The organism is Rhizobium sp. AC27/96, from assembly GCF_001692325.1.
GTDB lineage: Bacteria > Pseudomonadota > Alphaproteobacteria > Rhizobiales > Rhizobiaceae > Rhizobium.
Map to the genome: position 1 here is coordinate 65,345 of NZ_LXKN01000021.1, position 19,046 is coordinate 84,390.

Sequence of the window (19,046 nt, forward strand, 5' to 3'; positions counted from 1 at the left end):
CGGACCGGTCCCCTCTCCCCGCAAGCGGGGAGAGGGCTAGGGTGAGGGGCTCGCTCGCTAAATGAGTAAGAGACCTGGTGCTATAATCCGGTATCGAAACGCTCACCGAGCAGACTCGCTCCCGCCGCATATCGCCCCGATATTAACCCTCTTGCCTAAAGCCGCTCGGCTTTCGACCCTCGATTAAGCCCTTTTTAACCGCCAGGGTGATCTGCTTTGCCGACTGATCAACGGGCGGCGCGATGCAGCGCCGGATTGCCGGCGCCTTGCGCGGCATAGGGGTCGAGGGTGGATCGATGACATCGGCTGTTGCGGATATTCAGGCAAACAAGCAGGCGGGACCGCTGATCGTGCATGTCGTGCGCCAGTTCCTGCCGAACAAGGGCGGCCTGGAAGATGTCGTCGCCAATCTCTGCCGGCAGTTGGTTACCCGCGGCTATCGCGTGCGCGTCGTCACCTGCAACACGCTGTTTTCCGATCCGGGCCGCGAACTGGCGGCAAACGAAACCATCGACGGCATCGAGATCGTGCGTATCCCCTGGTCCGGCTCCAGCCGCTACCCGGTCGCACCCCAGGCATTCCGCCATATAGCCGACGCCGATCTGGTGCATGTCCATGCCATCGATTTCTTCTTCGACGCGCTGGCCTGGGGCAAGCTGATACATGGGCGCCCCATGGTCGCGACCACGCATGGCGGCTTCTTCCACACGCCCAAATATGCCGCCATCAAGAAGATCTGGTTCAATACCGCAACGCGGCTTTCGGCGCTCGGCTACAACTATCTCATTTGCTGCAGCCAATCAGACGCACGGCTCTTTTCCAATATTGCCGAGAGCCGTGTCCGCCTTATCGAGAATGGAGCGGATGTCGGCAAGTTCGCCAATTGCGCCGCATTGGAAGCGCGCCGCCGCATCGTCACCATCGGCCGTTTCTCGGTCAACAAGCGGCTGGACCGCATGCTCAATGTCATGAAGGTGCTGGCAGCCCGCGATGCCGAATGGCATCTCGATATTATCGGTGCCGTATCGGATCTCGATAAGCCGACGCTGGAGAGCGAAATCGCCGCTCGCAGCCTCGAACGCAACGTCTCCCTGCACGTGTCGATCGATGACGGCTCGATCCGCAACATCATCGCCCGCGCCTCGCTCTTCGCTTCCGCCTCGGAATATGAGGGCTTCGGCCTGGTGGCGATCGAGGCGATGAGCGCAGGGCTGTTGCCGGTGCTGCATACGAACGAAGCCTACAAGGCGATGGCCGAAACCCATCCCGCCCTCATGCTTTCGGACTTCTCCGATCCGCAAGCCGCTGCCGATACGCTGACCGCAGCTTTCGAGCGCCTTCAGGCCGATGATCTGACCCTGAGGCAGGAACTGCTGCACGATGCCCGTGCCTATGCATGGGATGAGGTCGCCCAGCGCTACATGGATGTCTATGCCGAAACCCTGACGCCGAAGGGCAAATCGCCTCAGCTTTTGCGCCAGCGCGGCCAGGCCGCGTAACCCTCGAGAATGCCCAGAAGCCAGGCGCGCTTGTAGCGCGCCGCATCGAAATTGAAACGCGCCAGAGCCGCAAGCCACCCGGCAACCGGCCGGAACAGGCGATAGCCGACATAATAAGGCGGGAAAGCCTGCTTGCGCATCAACGCGCCGAAGCCGCGCCCATATTTGCGCGCCCGTTCCACCTGCCGTGGGCCATATTCGCTGGTGACCTGATCATGATGGACGATCAGCTCCGGGAAAAACATTGCCCGTTTGCCGGCGGCAAGCGCGCGCAGCAGAAAATCCGCCTCCTCGCCGCTCTGGAAGGGTGATTGCGAGCCGACGCCGAGGTCTTCATCGAAACCGCCGATATCGGCGAGCGCGGCGCGGCGTACGAAGATACCGTTGGAATTGCCGCATTTCAGATAGTTCCATCGCGTCAACACAAGCCGCGTCTCGCCGGTCGGGCTGACAGAGGCGAGCCCATCGGCATCGAGCGTCCGGCCGGTGACGATCGCAAGCTCGGAATGCACGGCAAATAGCGCCGCAGCATCGGCAAGCGTATCGGCCTCGTACCAGCAGTCATCATCGGGAAAGCAGACATAATCGCCAGTGGCCACCGCCATGCCGTTGTTGCGCGCCCGCGAGAGGCCTTTGGGCGATCGGATATGCCGGATGGTGAAGTGAGGAGAAAAGCCGTCGATGAGCCCGCTCAGGCGGTCATCCGCATTCTGGTCGACGACGATCACCTCGAAATCGCGGTAACGCTGTTCGACGAGCGACCGGAACAGACGCTCGAGCTGATCGAAGCGATCGACCGTGCAGACGATGAGGCTGAACAATGAAACCCTCCCGACAAGCCCCGGGGCGGCCAACATCAGAAGGAATGAATATTAGCCGAAGTAAAAAGTGAACTTACAGCAGCATTAAGCCCTAAATATTAAGGCATATGAAATAGAGCTGACGCTATCCCCATGAAGAGCCGACATGTGCATTGAGTCTCGGCGAATTGAGGAACGGTCTATCTTCATGACGAAGAGCATTATGGCAAATTCGGTATTGAACGCGGCGGCGGGATTGACCCTGCTCGCGACCGGCTTTGCCTGTTCGATCATTGCCGCCCGCCTGCTTGGCCCGGAAGCCAACGGCATCATCGCCTTCTCGCTCTGGCTGACGACGACGGGCGCGCTCATCGCCGAACTCGGCGCCGGCGTGACCTTGCTGCGCATGCTGCCGCAATTGAAGGGCAACGGTTATTCGACAGAGGAGCGACTGGGCTTTGCCGCCTACCTCCTGCAGCCGACGATTCTCGCAACCGTAATCCTGCTCGTCGGCTATACCGCCTATTATTGGGATACGGAGCGATTGCATTGGGCCGGCGACGCCTCCGCCGTCATCGCCATCACCGGCATATTTTTCGTTTTGCAGTCGCTCGGCGCCTACAGCAAGAATTACCTGATCGGCGAGCAGCAAGTCGGCGCATTCCTGCGCCTCACGGTGATAAGTTCCGCATTGCAGCTCGTTACCGTGCTCGCCGGAGCGATCTTCTTCGGGGTCAGCGGTGCGCTTGCCGGCTATGCCATCGGCCAGCTGCCGATGTTCGTCGCGACGCTCAAGATCGCGATTGCCAGAAGGAACAGCTGCGGCGTCGGTCTTTCCGCCCTCGTCAGCTCATCGCTCATTCTCTCGATCGAGCTCATCAACAGCTCCATCTTTCTCAATCGCATCGAGCTTCTGTTCCTGCAGCGTTACTGGGGCATCGAGGCGGTCGGCTTTTATGCCGTCGGCCTGTCGCTTGCCAATCTGGCGCTGCAGCTGCCGGTGCAATTGAGCGGCAGCCTGCTGCCCTATTATTCCGAACAGATGCATGCACGCGCATCGGACAAGCTGCCGGTCGAGGTATTTGCCGGCGTGGCGCGCAGCCTCGCCTACATCACCTTGCCGATGAGCTTCGGTCTTGCGGCAATCGCGCCCGAACTTGTCGTGATGATCTTCGGCCAGCCCTTCGCGCCGAGCGGCGGCATGGTTGCGCTGCTGTCGCTGACCGCGGCACCCTACGTCTTCATGCAGATATGCACGCAATATCTCTATTCGCTGGACCGCGTGCGCGAACGCACCATCATCGGCGTCATCGCCAGTGTCGTCATGGTCGTTGGCTGCCTGATCGCCGTGCCCTTTTATGGTGGTGAAGGCGCCGCGCTGGTGCGCCTTCTGACCGTCACCGTCATGTGCCTTCTGATGGTGCGCCGCATGGAATTCGAAGGCTCGACGCGTGGCATGATGATCAATCTGGCCAAGGTGACGATCGCTGCCATTATTTGCGCGGCAGCCGCCTATGGCTTTGTTCAGGCACTGCCCGGCGTCGCCGGCCTCGTGGGCGCCGTCATTGCCGGCGGCCTTGCCTATGGCATCGCTCTCAGACTGCTGAAAGCCGTGCCAGTGGAGGATATCGGCGTTCTGCAGAAAATCGCGGGGCGATTGCCAGCCCGCATCAATCCGATTGCTATTCAGGCTTTGGCGTTACTGGCGCCACGTCGCATGTGAGGAGAAACGCCATGGCTGGTTGGGGAGCCGCCGCAGATGCGAATGAAACAAAAGACATAAGATCAGCAGCAATGCCGGTGACCTTTGCGGGTACGGTCGGGCTATTCATGCCCGCCGCCACGCCACAGACAGCAACCGCCGTCCTGTTCCTCAGCCCCTGGGGCTTCGAGGAAATGTGTGTCCGCAAATTCTGGCGGATCCTGGCGGAAGATCTCGCCGACATCGGCATTGCCAGCCTGCGTTTCGACTATGCCGGCACCGGCGATGCACTGGATGCCGCCGCTGAGGGCGAAGGACTATCCCTCTGGCAGGAGACGGCGCTCGCCGCCGCTGCCAGACTGAAGTCGCTCTCCGGCTGCGAACGGTTGATCCTCATCACCCAGGGCCTCGGCGGCACCATTGCCGCAACATTGGCCGAACGGCTTCCAGACATCGACGGCATCGCCTTTCTCGCACCTGTCATTTCTGGCCGCGCCTATCTGCGTGAGCTGACGATGTGGGCGAAGATGATCGACGAAGGCATGGGCCTGGAAGAAGCGCAACGTCAGACGGAAGGTGTTACCGTCGCCAGTCTGCGCATGCCGGACACGGTTGCCGACGCCGTCAAAAAGCTCAATCTGACCGCCCTTACGCGGCTTGACACGCCGAATTGCCTCGTGCTCACACGGCCCGGCCGCCCGGCAGATACGGACTTCTGCCGCCATCTCGAAACATTGGCCCCGCATGTCGAGTGCGGGACATATGAGGGCTATGACGAACTGGTGTCCAACCCGACGGTCGCTATCATGCCGACAGTCACGGGCAAAAGGATCGTGGAATGGGCTGGGTCGATTGCCGCCCAGTCGAACAAAGCCGCATCAATCAACTCCGAGACGCCGATTGCGGAGCCTCTCGTCGGCGACGGGTTTCGCGAGACGCCGGTACGCTTCGGCAAAGGCGAGCGCATCTTCGGCATTCTCTGCGAACCGGAAGGCGAACGGACCGGAGCAACCGCGCTGCTGTTGACAACGGCCTATGATCGGCATGCGGGTTGGGGGCGAATGTCGGTCAGTATGGCGCGCTCTCTTGCCCGCGACGGCATTGCCTCCTTGCGTTTTGACAACGCCAATGTCGGCGACAGCCCGCCGCTTCCCGGCGCGCCGGAACAGGTGCTCTATTCCCGCGAACAGCACCTCGATGTCGCAGAAGCCCTCGACCTGCTGGAGGCGCGCGAGCTGCTGCCGGCCTTCATCGTCGGCCGCTGCTCAGGCGGCTACCTCGCCTTCCAGGCGGCCCAGCGCGACGTCAGATGCCAGGGGCTCATCACCGTCAACCCCTACAGCTTCGCATGGGATGAAAGCCGTTCGGTCGACGAAGCCCTGCGTTATGCGCCGCGATCGCTTGAAACCTACGGGCGGAAATTCCTGCAGCTGGAAACGTTAAAACGGCTCTTTGGTGGTCAGATCGACGCGAAGAGCGCCTTGCGTAACCTCGCAACCGTATTGGGCCGCCGCGCGATACGTTCGACCCGCCGATTGCTCGGCGTCTTTCCCTTCCTCGCTGGCGTACAAGGGCCGGTCATCAGCGGCTTCCGCGCGCTCGCCAAGCGTGGGGTCGACATGTCATTGATCTACAGCGCTCGCGATATCGGCCTCGATCATCTCCACGAGCAGTTCGGCGAGGATGGCAGCGGCCTGAAACATTTTCCGGACATCCGCCTCACCATCATTCCCGAGGCCGACCATAATCTGACGCCGCCCTATGCACGCAAGGTCTATTTGCGCGAGGTGCGGGAAATGGGATTGAGGCTCGGCAAGGCATGAATCCCAGCACCGGTAATCGTGGGAAATACTCGCCATATCCGGCACTTGCTGTATAGTTGCGCCATGAGGATCCTGATCGTCGAAGACAATCGCGAACTGGCCTCCTGGCTCGGCAAGGCGCTGCGCCAGGCGCAATATGTCGTCGACATCGCCTATGACGGCGAAGACGCCGAACATATGCTGAAGGTCGCGGCCTATGCCCTGGTCATCCTGGATCTGTCGCTGCCAAAAATGGACGGATTGACCGTGTTGAAGCGCCTGCGGCAGAGCGGCAACAAGGTGCCTGTCATCATCCTCACCGCCAATGCCAGCCTCGATGGCCGCATCGCCGGCCTCGACAGCGGCGCCGACGATTATCTCGCCAAGCCTTTCGAGATTGCCGAACTCGAAGCGCGTATCCGCGCCGCCATGCGCCGCGGCCATGATCATGCCGCGCCGGAGATCGCCATCGGCGACCTGCTGTTTGATGGCGGAACCCGGCAATTCTATCTGGCCGGCGAAGCCCTGGCCTTGACGCCGCGCGAACATTCCGTGCTCGAACACCTCATCATGAAGGCGGGGACGACCGTGACCAAGACGACGCTTTCCGAAAGCGTTTTCGGCTTCGACGATCTCGCCGATACCAGCGCCATCGAAATCTACGTCCATCGCGTCCGCAAGAAACTCGAAGGCAGCACCGTGCAGATCGCGACGCTGCGGGGCCTCGGCTATCTCCTCCGCCATGCACAATGATGCCGCTCCCGCACCAAAAGGGCTGTTTGGCCGCGCGATCGGCGCCCTGACCAACAGCCTTCGGGCGCAATTGCTTGCCTGGGTCGTGCTGACGCTGATCGGGGCGATCTGCATCAATCTCTATCTGAGCTTCCGATCCGCCGACGCCACCGCCGATCTCGTCACCGATCGCACCCTGCTCGCCTCGGCTCGCGTCATCGCCGAGGCTACCCATGTCGACAGCAGCGGCACCGTGCAGATCGATATCCCTCCGGCGGCGCTTGAGATGTTCGATACGGGCTATGGCGACCGCGTCTTCTACCAGGTGGTCACCGCATGGGGGAGCCTCATTGCCGGCTATCCCGATCTGCCGCACCCGAAGCGGGAGCAGGTCGGCGAGGACACCATCTTTCGCACCGACGGCATGCGCGTGATCATGCTGAACCATCCGGTGGTCGGCCTTGATCAGGACGGCACGGTGTCCGTCGTCGTTGCCGTCACCCACAACAGCCAGCATGCCATGCGCCGAGAGCTGTGGCTGTCGGATTTCTCCAAGCAGCTCGTTCTCGTCCTGCTCGCCGGCCTCGTCACCATCATCGGCCTGCAGCGCGGCCTTGCCCCGGTGCTAAGGCTGCGCGATGCCGTGCGCGAACGCGGCCGCCAGCGCCTGGACCCGCTGAACCCCAACATGGTTCAGAACGAGTTGAGGCCGCTCGTCCATGCCCTCAACGATCACATGGAGCGCGTGCAGAACCAGATGGCCGCACAACGCCGCTTCGTCTCGAACGCCGCCCATCAGCTGCGCACCCCGCTTGCCCTCATCTCAACGCAGGCAAGCGTCGCGGCGCGCGAGACCGACAATGGCCGGCGTGACGAGGCTCTGTCTGCTTTGCGCTCAAGCACCTGGCAGGTCACCCGGCTCGCAAGCCAGCTCCTCACGCTTTCGCGCGCCGAACCCGGCAGCCGCCGGCCACGAAACGATACGATCGACCTTGCTGATACCGCCAGACAGGTTTTGGAAAATCTCGCCGAAGAGGCCTTGCGGCGCAATATCGACCTCGGGTTGGAAGCCGACGATACGTCCGTGCGCATCGGGGGCGATGGCACCATGCTGCGCGAAATGCTGGTCAACCTCGTCGACAATGCCCTGCGCTATACGCAGCCGGGCGGCCGCGTGACGGTCGGCGTCGGGCGAAAGGGCGATACCGCGCTGCTATGGGTGGAGGATAATGGTCCCGGCATCCCCGAGGCCGAGCGCCCGCAAGTGTTCGAGCGCTTCTATCGCATCATCGGCACAGAGCCCGAAGGCAGCGGCCTCGGGCTCGCCATCGTCCGAGAAGTCGTCGACGGCGCCGGCGGCTCCGTCACGCTCGGTGACGCCACCGGCGGCGGGCTGTTGGTGAGCGTGCGGCTGCCGGCGGTTTGAAAGGGCATACGACAAAGAGCAACGGCGAGATCAAGTCGGAGATTCGAATAGCGTTGCTTGGTTCTTGAGTGCGGCAATCACGGAATAGTCCCCTCTCCCCGCCTGCGGGGAGAGGGTTAGGGTGAGGGGCTATTCGCGAAGTCCATAGAAGCACCTTGTCTGCGGCTCCTCTCATGCGAAACCAATCATGACTCTCCCTCATGTCGATAGTCCGCGGCCCCTCACCCCAGCCCTCTCCCCGCCCGCGGGGAGAGGGGGTTTGTCATGCCGGCAAAACAAAAAAGGCCGGGCAAGATGCCCGGCCCGGCCTTGGGAGGCGCTGGAAATGTGGCGGTCTAGTGCGTGTCGAGGCTCTGCTGGGGGCGCCAGCGGGTGATGTGGTTCTCGATGAGCGTCATCACGTATTCGGCGCCGAGCGTCACCACCATCACCAGGATGATTGCAGCATAGAGGCCGGCCGCGTCATAGGTGCCCTTGGCGATCGAGATCAGGTAGCCGATACCGGCCAGCGAACCGACAAACTCGCCGACGATCGCGCCGATGATGGCGAACGAGAACGAGACGTGCAGGCTGGCGAAGATCCAGCTCATCGCCGACGGCAGGATGACGTTGCGGGTAACCTGCCAGTTCGAGGCGCCGAGAATGCGGGCATTGGCGATCATGTTGCGGTCGGCCTCGCGAACACCCTGGAAGGCGTTGGCGAAGACGACGAAGAACACCATGATGAAGGCGAGCGCCACCTTGGAGGGCAGGCCGAGACCCATGATCATCACGAAGATCGGCGCGAGAACGACGCGCGGGATCGAATTGATCGCCTTGATGTAGATCGACAGAATATCGGAAGCGAGCCTGTTGCGGCCGAGCGCGACACCGACGAGAACACCGGCCACCGAGCCGATGATGAAGCCGATCAGCGCTTCTTCCATGGTGATGCCGAGATGGTACCAGAGCGAGCCGCTCTCGGTGCCTTCGGTGATCCATTCCCACAGCCGCAGAGCGATGCCATAGGGGCTGGAATAGAAGAACGGGTCGATCCAGTGCAGATCCGAGGCAAGCTGCCAGAGAACGAAGATGACGGCGAGAATGGCGACCTGCCAGAACAGCACGACGTATTTGCGGCGTGTCATCGCCTTCATAGCTGCCGCTTCGATTTCCGCATCCGAGGTACCGGCACGAAAGATCGGCGCATTGCCGGCTTCAAGGGCTGTGTTTGCCATGATCAATCCTCCCTTATGCCGCTTCTGCGGCACGGCGATAGCTGGTTTCGACCTCTTCGCGAAGGTCGTCCCAGATCGTCTTGCAATAATCGATGAAGTTCTGCTCGTAGCGGATCTCGGAGACCACGCGCGGGCGCGGCAGGTCGATCGTGTAGACCGATTTCACCGTGGCCGGGCCGGCGGTGAGAACATAGACCTTGTCGGCGAGCGCCACGGCCTCTTCGAGATCGTGCGTGACGAATACGACGGAGGCCTGCCGTTCGGCCCAGAGCTTCAACAGCTCCTCATGCATGACCGTGCGGGTCTGCACGTCGAGCGCCGAGAAGGGCTCGTCCATCAGCAGGATTTCCGGCTCGTTGATGAAGGTCTGCGCCAGCGACACACGCTTGCGCATGCCGCCCGAGAGCTGATGCGGATAGTGATGCAGGAATTTCGTGAGGCCGACGCGGGCGAGCCAGTCCTTGGCACTCTTCTCAGCCTCGGCCTTCGACTTGCCGCGAAACAGCGGGCCGGCCATGACGTTTTCGATGACGTTCTTCCAGGGAAAGAGCGCATCCGTCTGGAAGGCGAAACCGACACGCGGGTCGATGCCGTTGACCGGGCCACCCATCAGGCGGACTTCGCCGGCGCTCGGCTTGGCAAGGCCGGTGACGAGGTTGAGTGTCGTCGACTTGCCACAGCCCGTCGGTCCGACAACGGCGACGAACTCGCCGCGTTCGACGGTCATGTTGAAATCGCGCAGCGCCGTCAGCGACTTGCCGGTCGGCGAAACGAAACGGCGGCTGACATTGATGAGCTCGATCGCCGGTGTCCGGCGTCCATCCTGTTGCATGGTGCTGATCCCTCACACGTGCCTTAGGGCGTGCACGCAAAGCCCAATGAACTGCGAAGTCTGTTGAACTGCCGCTTCCAGCATTGGCCGGAAGCGGCGCTAAGACTGCTTACTTGACGTTCTTGACGAATTCCGTCGTGTAGGTCTTCGACAGGTCGATCGTCTTGCCCTTGACGTTCTTGGAGAAGGCGGAGAGCACGGCGAGAACCGTCTTCGGACCATCTTCAGGCATCACGCCATCGGCCGTGAACATTTCCTTGCCGGCGTCGAGAGCCTTGATGTAGCCGTCCTTGTCGCCGACGTAGAAATCCTTCGGCATCTTGTCGGCAATCTCGGCGGCGGAGTGCGTGTGGATGAAGCGCATCGTCTTGACGAAGGCGTTTGCGAGCTTCTGCACCTCTTCCTTATGGGCGTCGACCCATGCGGCATCCATGTAGAGAGACGCGGCGGGATAGGTGCCGCCAAGAGCATCTTCCGTGCCCTTGAGCGTACGCAGATCGACGAGGACCTTGGCTTCGCCCGTCTTCAGGAGGCGCGAGATCGTCGGCTCGGTGGTCATGCCGGCCTGGATGGCATCCTGCTGCATGGCGGCGATGAAGGTCTGACCGGCGCCAACCGGAACCGGGGTCACGTCAGCCGGGGAAAGCCCAGCCTTGGACGCCATGTAGAGCGTCAGGAAGTTCGTGGACGAACCGAGGCCGGTTACGCCGACGCTCTTGCCCTTCATATCGGCGAAGGACTTGATTTCCGGGTGCTTGGTCGAAACCAGCTCGACTTCGCCAGGCGCCTGGCTGAACTGCACGACGGACTTGATGAACTTGCCCTTGGCCTGCAGGTCCACGCAATGATCATAGAAGCCGACGACGCCCTGAACGGCACCGGCCAGCAGCTGATTTTCGGCATCGACGCCGGCGGATTCGTTCAGAAGGTCGACCTCGAGGCCTTCATCCTTGAAGTAACCGAGGGATTCGGCAAGCTTGGCCGGCAGATAGATCTGCTTTTCGTAGCCGCCCACCATGATGGAGATCTTGTCGGCGGCATTGGCTGCCGTGGCTGCAAAGGAAGCAGCTGAGATGACGAGGGAAAGGGCTACGGTGTGAAAAAGCGCGCGCGATGAACGCATCAATGTCTCCTCCTGTTTGAATGCTTGCGCCGTAAAGCGCCGCAGAAAATTGCGCTTCCTCCACGAAGCGTGGCGAACCTAGCGCGGGTAACCTTTCAGTAAGCTTTCAGTGCCCGATCGAATAAGGCGACATTGTGATTTTATTTCCTTGGCGCAAGATCAGGCCGTTTTGCAACGATAGGCGGCCTGCCCTTGGCATTTCCCGTATTGCGGCTAAACTGGACACCATGATTTTCGCCAGGGGGACGACCCATGAGGACCGCAGCCGCAGCCTTGATTCTAGCAACGATCATGACCGCCGGGCCGGCATCGGCGATCTCCCGCTATGAGTCCCTGAGCAAGAGTTGCGCTGCGGTACAGCAGTTGATCGCGGGTGAACGTGCTGTGATCCTTCGCTATCCCGCGCAAAACGGCCGTCTCGTTCTTTATGATCGTTATGTCTCCGACACCCCGCAATGCGGCATATCCGGCTATGCCGCACGCGCCTATGTTCCGACGCGGGATAACCCGCTGTGCCCGGTCTACAATTGCAAACCGTCATCGGTGTTCAATCCTCATTGACGCGAATCGGCTTTTCTGCCGTTTATGCTGATGGTGGGGTTACAAAACATTACAGAAAAAAGACTTTTGGTTGAATTTTACTCATATTTCACACACATTGTGCGGGCAGACTGAGCACGTGTCACTTACCCTGGAGTGGCATAAGTGGGGTGGCATCCACTGGGGGCCCCCTATTGACAAGGAGATTGCGCAGTGAGTGCAAAAGTACCGAATCCGATTGATGCCTATGTCGGTTCACGCGTGCGCACGCGGCGGCTTATGCTCGGCATGAGCCAGGAACGGCTTGCCGAACAGATCGGCGTTACGTTTCAGCAGGTGCAGAAATACGAAAAGGGCACCAATCGCATCGGCGCCAGCCGATTGCAGGCAATAGCCAATGTTCTGGCTGTACCGGTTGCCTTTTTCTTCCAGCAGGACAATTCGCAGCCGCTGAACACAGACGGTTTGGGCGCGATCAACGGCCTCGAGGATCTGTCGGAATTCCTGACGTCCAAGGAAGGCTTGAGCCTCAACAAGGCGTTCATGAAGATCAACGACCCGAGCGTACGTCAGTCCGTACTGACCCTGATCAAGTCCCTGGCGAATGGCTCCGAGCCGCTCACGGGCCATGTGCCGCGTACGACGGATGCCTCGATAGGGCTTCGCAACTGACATTTTGCCTGCTTTACCGAGCAGGATAGAGGCAATCACCGGCACCCACTGGCGATTGCTTCGATGCTCATGTGTCCGCCACCTGTCGCCATTGCCGTTGATCGACAATCGACAGGTCCGGAACAGTAATGCCTGGGGATGGCAGCCGGCTTTGCGGGGCTGCCACCCGAATTGTCTTCGTCGATCAATGATTTGGCCCGGATGGTAATGATGATTGCGGATCATTCCCTTGCCGAGTTCCTTGCCAGGCATTCAGATCAGACCGTTTCTGTCCCATCCGCCTCGCCCTATTCCGATCGTGCCTGTTCAGCCGAAGAAACCCTTGGGCGGATCCAACCGCACCTCATGGCGCACGGCATCACCCGTCTCGCCCGCCTCACGGGTCTCGACAGGATCGGCATTCCGGTCTGGCAAGCCGTCAGCCCGAATGCGCGATCGATCGTCATCCACAATGGCAAGGGCATCACCGATGTCGAAGCCAAGCTTTCTGCCGCCATGGAAGCGCTTGAACGCGCCACGGCGGGCGAACCGACACTTGCGTGCATGATCACCAGCCGCGTCCGACTTGAAGCCGAGGGGCATCGCAGCGATGCGCTCCCCACGCTCATTGCCGGCGGGCAGCCCGATATCGCCGATGACGAAGAGCTTGCCTGGGCCGAAGGGCATGATCTCATAGGCGGAGAGGCGATCTGGCTTCCTTTCCAGGCCGTCACGCTTGATCGCACTATCCGCGATCCGCGCTTCTGGCAATCATCCGACGGGCTGGCCTCCGGCAACAATCTGACCGAGGCCATCTTACACGGCCTACTGGAACGCATCGAGCGGGACGCCTTGGTGCTATGGGAGGTCTCCTCGCCGAAACAGCGTATCGACGCTTGTCTAGATCCGGCATCCCTGAACGATCCGGTGCTGAACCAGTTGACGGAGAAGATTGAGTCTGCCGGGCTGACATTGCGCCTTTTCGACATCACCAGCGATATCGCCATTCCCGTCATCGTCGCCTTGATCGGCCCTGCAGACATTGGCACGACGGAACGCAGCTACCGCTATTTCGATGTCACGCTCGGCAGTGGCGCGCATCCATCGCGGCTGCGCGCGGCAATCCGCGCCGTGACCGAAGCGGCGCAATCCAGGCTTACCTTCATCAGCGGCGGCCGTGACGATATCCATCCGGAGAGTTTCACGCGCGCATTGCCGCAGAGCATTCGGAGCTGTTTCGATGCCGATCCGAAGCAGATGACGGAAGCCAACGTCAGGCTCCCGAAAGGCGCCGGTGCCTTGCTGCAACTGACGATAGACCGATTGCGCGATGCCGCCATCAGTTCCGCAATAGTGGTGCCGCTGACATCTCGCTCCCTGCCCTTCGCCGTCGCAAAGATCGTGGTGCCACAGCTTGAGAATCCCGCCGGAAACCGCAAGCGCCGGCTCGGTCACAGGGCAATCTCCAAGTCCCTGCATCTTTTGTAGCCGCACTCGCTTGTTCGGCGAATATCAGCATTCACTCTCTCGCGCTGTAGTTTCGAACCGGCTCGTTGCACTAGCCGCAAATTGCAATCACAAATTCTGATCACAATCAAACATCGTGTCACGCCGTGTGTCACGCGCCAAGCTGCGAAACATTCGTTACCGTTTGCTCATGTTCCTGACGGGATTCAACTCGTCCGGACCGGAATGGGCAACAGAGGGTATAAAATGACGGTAGCATTTTCGATGGAGGCAACGAACCAGGATCCGGATTCGCTCAAGGAACTGGCATCGATCGCCCGGCTCATCACCTATGCGCGGCAAAGCGCCAAAAATCTCGAGGCGGAATTTCCTGTCTGGTGCCTGGATCTGGCGCTTGGAGCAGTGCTGCAGGAAATGTACGCAAACGGCCTGCAGGCGCCCTGGTACGAAGAAGGTGCAGACGCGGCAAACATGGCCGTCGCACATTGATCTTGCTACTCCGGGCTTCGGCGGAAGCCTGCAAGATGCCGATGCAGTTGGGCGACCGTATCGGCATTTGTTTTTGAACGTAGGAATGAGATTGCTAACGACCTTTCGTACGCGGCTGCACGCCCGCCACGAAGATTGCGATGCACTGACGCAGGTGTCGCAGCCGCGTTTCCCGATCAGGCCAGTCATTCGGATGGCCCGGCCTGGAAATCATGGCGCTGAAGATCATGCCCATCAGCATGCGCGCACCGCTTGCAACGTCGGCAATCTCGATCAGGCCACGCTGCCGTTGCAGGCTGAGCCAATCCGCCAGCATCTGCTGTGACTGCTTTGCGCCGTAGGTGTGCATCAAGGCCGCGACTTCAGGAAATTGCTGCGATTCACTGATGGCAAGATGAATGAAAGCCTCGCGCTCACGTTCCTTGGCTTCGTCTATGTCGATCATGAAGATTTGCTCGAGCGCCTCGTCGAGCGGCAGGTTCTCATTGGCGTCACGCGGCAAAGCCAGCATCGAAGCACGATGGTCGGCGATGATCGCCATGAAAAGATCGGTCTTGCTCGGAAACAACCGATAGAGGGTCTGCTTCGAAATCCGGCAACGGGCGGCGACCAGATCCATGGTCGTGCCGCCATAGCCCAGTTCGTAGAATGTGGCGCGTGCCTCGGTGACGATCTCGGCCCGCCGCTCATCGTCGCTGACGGTTTTTGGACGACCGCGCGGTCGGCGTATCGCAGCCTGATCGGCCACACCCTCCCGTTCTTTTGTCGGTGCTTCCATCTGGACCTCAACGACCGAATGCGATTGACATTTGGAGCAATCCAAATATTTTCCGTACGACCTCGTACTGTAAATAAGGCAACAGGAAATAGCAACGTGCGAAAGCTTGCCTCTTTCACCTCCTCATCCATCTATCCCGCGATATCCGCTCGCTGTCTGACAACACGGGCCGCGATGCTCGTCGCCGGTGTCGCCGCCACGATGCTGCTTGCCGGCTGCAACGACCAGAAGGCGGCGCAGAACAACGCGCCGGTGGTGCGAACCGAAGTCAGCGCCATGGCGCTGCATCCGCAATCGGTCGCGATCACGGCAGAGCTGCCCGGCCGCACCAGCGCCTATCTCGTGGCCGAAGTGCGCCCGCAGGTCGGCGGCATCATCCGCAACCGTAATTTCAAGGAAGGCAGCGAGGTCAAGGCCGGCGACGTTCTCTACGAGATCGATCCGGCCTCCTACCAGGCCTCCTATGACAGCGCCGCCGCTGCCCTGCAGAAGGCGCAGGGCGCGGTGCCGAGCGCACAGTCGAAGGTAGACCGATACAAGAGCCTCACGCAGCAGGACGCCGTCAGCAAACAGAATCTGGACGACGCGGTTTCCACCCTGGCCCAGGCGAATGCCGACGTAGCATCGGCGAAAGCAGCCCTCGAAACGGCGCGCATCAACCTCGACTATACCAAGATGCGTGCGCCGATCGCCGGTCGTGTCGATGCGTCCGCGGTGACCGTCGGCGCCCTCGTTACCGCCGACCAGACGACCGCGCTGACCACCATCCGCCAGCTCGACCCGATCAATGTCGACGTCACGCAGTCGAGCACCAACCTGCTTGAATTCCGTCGTGCCATCGCCGAGGGTCGGTTGAAGACCAGCGGCGACAATGTCTCCGTCCACCTGACGCTGGAAGACGGCAGCCAGTACAAGGAAGTCGGCAAGCTCGAATTCGCCGAAGCAGCGGTTGCCGAGACCGTCGGCACCATCACCGTGCGCGCCGTTTTCCCGAACCCCGATCGCATCTTGCTGCCCGGCATGTATGTGCGTGCCACCATTCAGGAAGGCATCGCCGAAAACAGCTTCCTGGTGCCGCAGCGCGCCGTTTTCCGCAATACCAAGGGTGAGCCCACCGCCATGTTCGTGGCTGCCGACAACAAGGTGCAGCAGCGCGTCTTGAAGGTACAGCGCAGCATCGGCAACAGCTGGCTCGTCAATGAAGGCATGAAGGACGGCGACCGCGTGATCGTCGAAGGCAGCCAGCGTGTCCGCGACGGCCAGGAAGTGAACGTCTCTCCGGTGACCATCGACGATGCGACGGGCGAGGTGAAGCAGGCAGCCGCCGATGCCAAACCTCCAGAGCAGCAGGCCGAATTGGAAAAGACCGATATCAAGGCCGCCTCCGGCGCTCAGAAGTGAGAATTAGACGATGTCTCGTTTTTTCATCGACCGGCCGATCTTTGCCTGGGTTATCGCCATCGTCATCATGCTGGCAGGTGCCCTGTCCATCCTGACGCTGTCGATCTCGCAATATCCACAGATCGCACCCACCACGGTCAGCATCAGCGCCACCTATCCCGGCGCTGATGCCGCCACCGTCGAAAACTCGGTGACCAAGGTCATCGAGCAGGGCATGACCGGCATCGACAATCTCGATTACATGACCTCGACGTCAACGGCGACGGGTCAGGCCTCGATCTCGGTGACCTTCACCAACAAGGCGGATCCGGACGTTGCGCAGATGCAGGTGCAGAACAAGCTGCAGCTGGTCACCGCGCAATTGCCGCAGACCGTGCAGTCCACAGGCATCGTCGTTTCCAAGTCGACATCGAACTTCCTCATGGTCGTCGGCTTCGTCTCGACCGACAACAAGCTGAGCTCCAACGACCTTGCGGACTATGTTTCCAGCACGCTCAACGATACGCTGAAGCGCATCGACGGCGTCGGCAATACCCAGATCTTCGGTGCCGGCTACGCCATGCGCATCTGGGTCAATCCGGACAAGCTGGCCAAATACCAGCTGATGGTCAGCGACGTCACCAATGCGATCGAGGCGCAGAACTCGCAGGTTTCGGCCGGCCAGCTCGGCGCGCTGCCGCAGCGCAAGGGCCAGCAGCTCAACGCGACCGTTACGGCCAAGAGCCGCCTGCAGACGCCTGAGCAGTTCGAAAACATCATCCTGAAGAGCCAGCCCGATGGCTCGCTGGTGCGCATCAACGATGTCGCCACCGTCGAGCTCGGCGCCTCGTCCTATACGACGGCAAGCACCTATAACGGCCATCCCTCGTCCGGTCTCGCCGTGATGCTCGCGTCCGGCGCCAACGCTATTAGCACGGCGGAAGCGGTCAGGGCGACTATCAACAATCTCAGCCAGACCCTGCCGCCGAATGTCGAGATCGTTTATCCGTACGACACGACGCCGTTCGTCAAACTGTCGATCGAGGACGTGGTCAAGACGCTGCTTGAAGCCATCGTGCTCGTCTTCATCGTCATGTTCGTCTTCCTGCAGAACCTCCGCGCAACGCTGATCCCGACGCTTGCCGTCCCGGTCGTCCTGCTCGGTACCTTCGGGGTGCTGTCTCTGTTCGGATACTCGATCAATACATTGACCATGTTCGGCATGGTGCTCGCCATCGGCCTGTTGGTCGACGACGCCATCGTCGTCGTCGAAAACGTCGAGCGCGTCATGGAGGAAGAGGGATTGTCGCCGCGAGAGGCGACGATCAAGTCGATGCAGGAAATCACCGGCGCCTTGATCGGCATCGCCACGGTTCTCTCGGCCGTGTTCATCCCGATGGCGTTCTTCTCGGGTTCGGTCGGCATCATCTACCGCCAGTTCTCGGTGACGATCGTCTCGGCGATGGTGCTCTCGGTCATCGTCGCCCTGATCCTGACGCCTGCCCTTTGCGCCACGCTTCTGAAGAAGCCGGCACACGGAGCCAAGGAACGCGGTGCGTTCGGCTGGTTTAACCGTAATTTCGAACGCGCAACGCATCGCTACCAGCGCAGCGTCAACGGCATGATCCGCTATACCGCTGTCTTCCTGGTGATCTTCGTGTTGATCGGCGTCGGCGTCGCCGGCCTGTTCAACCGCCTGCCCAGCTCGTTCCTGCCGGATGAAGACCAGGGCATCCTGCTGACGGCCATTCAGTTGCCGCCGGGTGCCACGGATTCGCGCACCTGGGCTGTGCTCAATCAGGTGAAGGATTACTATCTCAACACCGAGAAGGACTATGTCGACGGCGCATTCGCGGTGGCAGGCTTCGGCTTCAGCGGTCAGGGCCAGAACGTCGGTATCGTCTTCGTGAGATTGAAGGACTTCGACAAACGCTCGACGCCGCAATCCAAGGCGCAGGCGATTGCCGGTCGCGCCATGGGTGCCTTCTCGAAGATCAAGGATGGCAGCGTCTTCGCGCTGGCGCCGCCGGCAATCCCCGGTTTCGGCAGCTCGAGCGGCTTCGACTTCTTCATCAAGGACGTCAACGGCGCCGGCCATGCCGCGCTTATCGCCGCGCGCAACCAGTTGCTCGGCGCAGCCGGCAAGAGTCCAAAGCTCTTCGGCACGCGCCCGAACGGCCAGGAAGACACGCCACAATATTCCGTCAATATCGACCAGGAGAAGGCAAGCGCCCTCAATATCACCCTATCCGATATCGACTCCACGCTGTCGACCGCCTGGGGCGGCACCTATGTCAACGACTTCATCGATCGCGGCCGCGTCAAGCCTGTCTACGTGCAGGCCGACAAGGATTTCCGCATGCAGCCGGAAGACTTCGGTCGCTGGTATGTGCGCAATTCCGGCGGCGATATGGTGCCTTTCTCTGCCTTCTCCAGCGGCGACTGGACCTACGGCTCGCCACGTCTGGAACGCTATAACGGCTCCTCGGCCGTCGAAATCCAGGGGGCAGCAGCACCGGGTGTCTCGTCAGGTGACGCCATGAACGAGATCGACAAGATCATGGCGACGCTGCCACCCGGCTTCAGCCATGAATGGACCAGCCTGTCG

16 protein-coding genes are annotated in these 19,046 nt (G+C 60.9%); 11 read left to right on the forward strand and 5 right to left on the reverse strand.

Annotated features, from left to right (window positions below; all coding sequences use genetic code 11):
• Positions 1-296: 296 nt before the first annotated feature.
• Entirely contained in the window at positions 297-1,499 is a 1,203-nt protein-coding gene (locus A6U86_RS19500; RefSeq protein ID WP_068394597.1) for a glycosyltransferase family 4 protein, read from the forward strand.
• Here the strand turns inward: A6U86_RS19500 and A6U86_RS19505 are convergent.
• Positions 1,466-2,320 carry a glycosyltransferase family 2 protein gene (locus A6U86_RS19505; protein ID WP_068394542.1) on the reverse strand — a complete coding sequence of 285 codons (855 nt, stop codon included), beginning with the start codon at positions 2,318-2,320 and terminating at the stop codon, positions 1,466-1,468. The genes A6U86_RS19500 and A6U86_RS19505 overlap by 34 nt on opposite strands.
• Before the next feature lie 187 nt (positions 2,321-2,507).
• Between A6U86_RS19505 and A6U86_RS19510 the strand changes: the two genes are divergently transcribed.
• The 4 genes from A6U86_RS19510 to A6U86_RS19525 all read left to right on the forward strand — a co-directional run bounded on the left by A6U86_RS19510 (position 2,508) and on the right by A6U86_RS19525 (position 7,961).
• Entirely contained in the window at positions 2,508-4,022 is a 1,515-nt protein-coding gene (locus A6U86_RS19510) for a lipopolysaccharide biosynthesis protein (protein WP_068394544.1), read from the forward strand.
• Between the two features lie 11 nt (positions 4,023-4,033).
• Positions 4,034-5,824 (forward strand): alpha/beta fold hydrolase, encoded by a 1,791-nt coding sequence (locus A6U86_RS19515; RefSeq protein ID WP_068394546.1) that lies wholly within the window; start codon positions 4,034-4,036, stop codon positions 5,822-5,824.
• Between the two features lie 63 nt (positions 5,825-5,887).
• A complete protein-coding gene (locus A6U86_RS19520) occupies positions 5,888-6,556 on the forward strand; it encodes a response regulator (RefSeq protein ID WP_068394548.1) in 669 nt (222 codons plus the stop codon).
• On the forward strand, positions 6,546-7,961 hold the full coding sequence (locus A6U86_RS19525) for a sensor histidine kinase (RefSeq protein WP_068394550.1): 1,416 nt from the start codon (positions 6,546-6,548) through the stop codon (positions 7,959-7,961). Before A6U86_RS19520 ends, A6U86_RS19525 begins: the two co-directional genes overlap by 11 nt.
• A 335-nt stretch (positions 7,962-8,296) precedes the next feature.
• Here A6U86_RS19525 and A6U86_RS19530 read toward each other — a convergent pair whose 3' ends face one another.
• From A6U86_RS19530 to A6U86_RS19540, 3 genes are all read right to left on the reverse strand, one after another.
• Positions 8,297-9,178: an ABC transporter permease gene (locus A6U86_RS19530; protein ID WP_068394599.1), complete on the reverse strand. Its 882-nt coding sequence runs from the start codon at positions 9,176-9,178 to the stop codon at positions 8,297-8,299.
• Positions 9,179-9,191: 13 nt separating this feature from the next.
• A complete protein-coding gene (locus A6U86_RS19535; RefSeq protein ID WP_068394552.1) occupies positions 9,192-10,010 on the reverse strand; it encodes an ABC transporter ATP-binding protein in 819 nt (272 codons plus the stop codon).
• A gap of 109 nt (positions 10,011-10,119) precedes the next feature.
• Positions 10,120-11,133, reverse strand: coding sequence for an ABC transporter substrate-binding protein (locus A6U86_RS19540; protein ID WP_068394554.1), 1,014 nt, complete (start codon positions 11,131-11,133; stop codon positions 10,120-10,122).
• A 252-nt stretch (positions 11,134-11,385) separates the two neighbouring features.
• Here A6U86_RS19540 and A6U86_RS19545 point away from each other — a divergent pair, with 252 nt between their 5' ends.
• The 4 genes from A6U86_RS19545 (at position 11,386) to A6U86_RS19560 (ending at position 14,280) form a co-directional block, all read left to right on the forward strand.
• On the forward strand, positions 11,386-11,694 hold the full coding sequence (locus A6U86_RS19545) for a hypothetical protein (RefSeq protein WP_068394556.1): 309 nt from the start codon (positions 11,386-11,388) through the stop codon (positions 11,692-11,694).
• A 192-nt stretch (positions 11,695-11,886) separates the two neighbouring features.
• On the forward strand, positions 11,887-12,345 hold the full coding sequence (locus tag A6U86_RS19550) for a helix-turn-helix domain-containing protein (protein WP_068394558.1): 459 nt from the start codon (positions 11,887-11,889) through the stop codon (positions 12,343-12,345).
• A 210-nt stretch (positions 12,346-12,555) separates the two neighbouring features.
• Positions 12,556-13,812, forward strand: a complete 1,257-nt coding sequence (locus A6U86_RS19555) for a YcaO-like family protein (RefSeq protein ID WP_198929070.1) — start codon at positions 12,556-12,558, stop codon at positions 13,810-13,812.
• 225 nt (positions 13,813-14,037) lie between these two features.
• Positions 14,038-14,280, forward strand: a complete 243-nt coding sequence (locus A6U86_RS19560) for a hypothetical protein (protein WP_068394560.1) — start codon at positions 14,038-14,040, stop codon at positions 14,278-14,280.
• Between the two features lie 94 nt (positions 14,281-14,374).
• On the opposite strand, the gene A6U86_RS19565 is transcribed toward A6U86_RS19560, so the two are convergent.
• Positions 14,375-15,058 (reverse strand): TetR/AcrR family transcriptional regulator, encoded by a 684-nt coding sequence (locus A6U86_RS19565; RefSeq protein ID WP_068394562.1) that lies wholly within the window; start codon positions 15,056-15,058, stop codon positions 14,375-14,377.
• A 201-nt stretch (positions 15,059-15,259) separates the two neighbouring features.
• Here A6U86_RS19565 and A6U86_RS19570 point away from each other — a divergent pair, with 201 nt between their 5' ends.
• Positions 15,260-16,459 carry an efflux RND transporter periplasmic adaptor subunit gene (locus A6U86_RS19570; RefSeq protein WP_272955738.1) on the forward strand — a complete coding sequence of 400 codons (1,200 nt, stop codon included), beginning with the start codon at positions 15,260-15,262 and terminating at the stop codon, positions 16,457-16,459.
• Positions 16,460-16,469: 10 nt separating this feature from the next.
• A partial coding sequence (locus tag A6U86_RS19575) for an efflux RND transporter permease subunit (protein WP_068394566.1) occupies positions 16,470-19,046 on the forward strand: 2,577 nt, incomplete at its 3' end.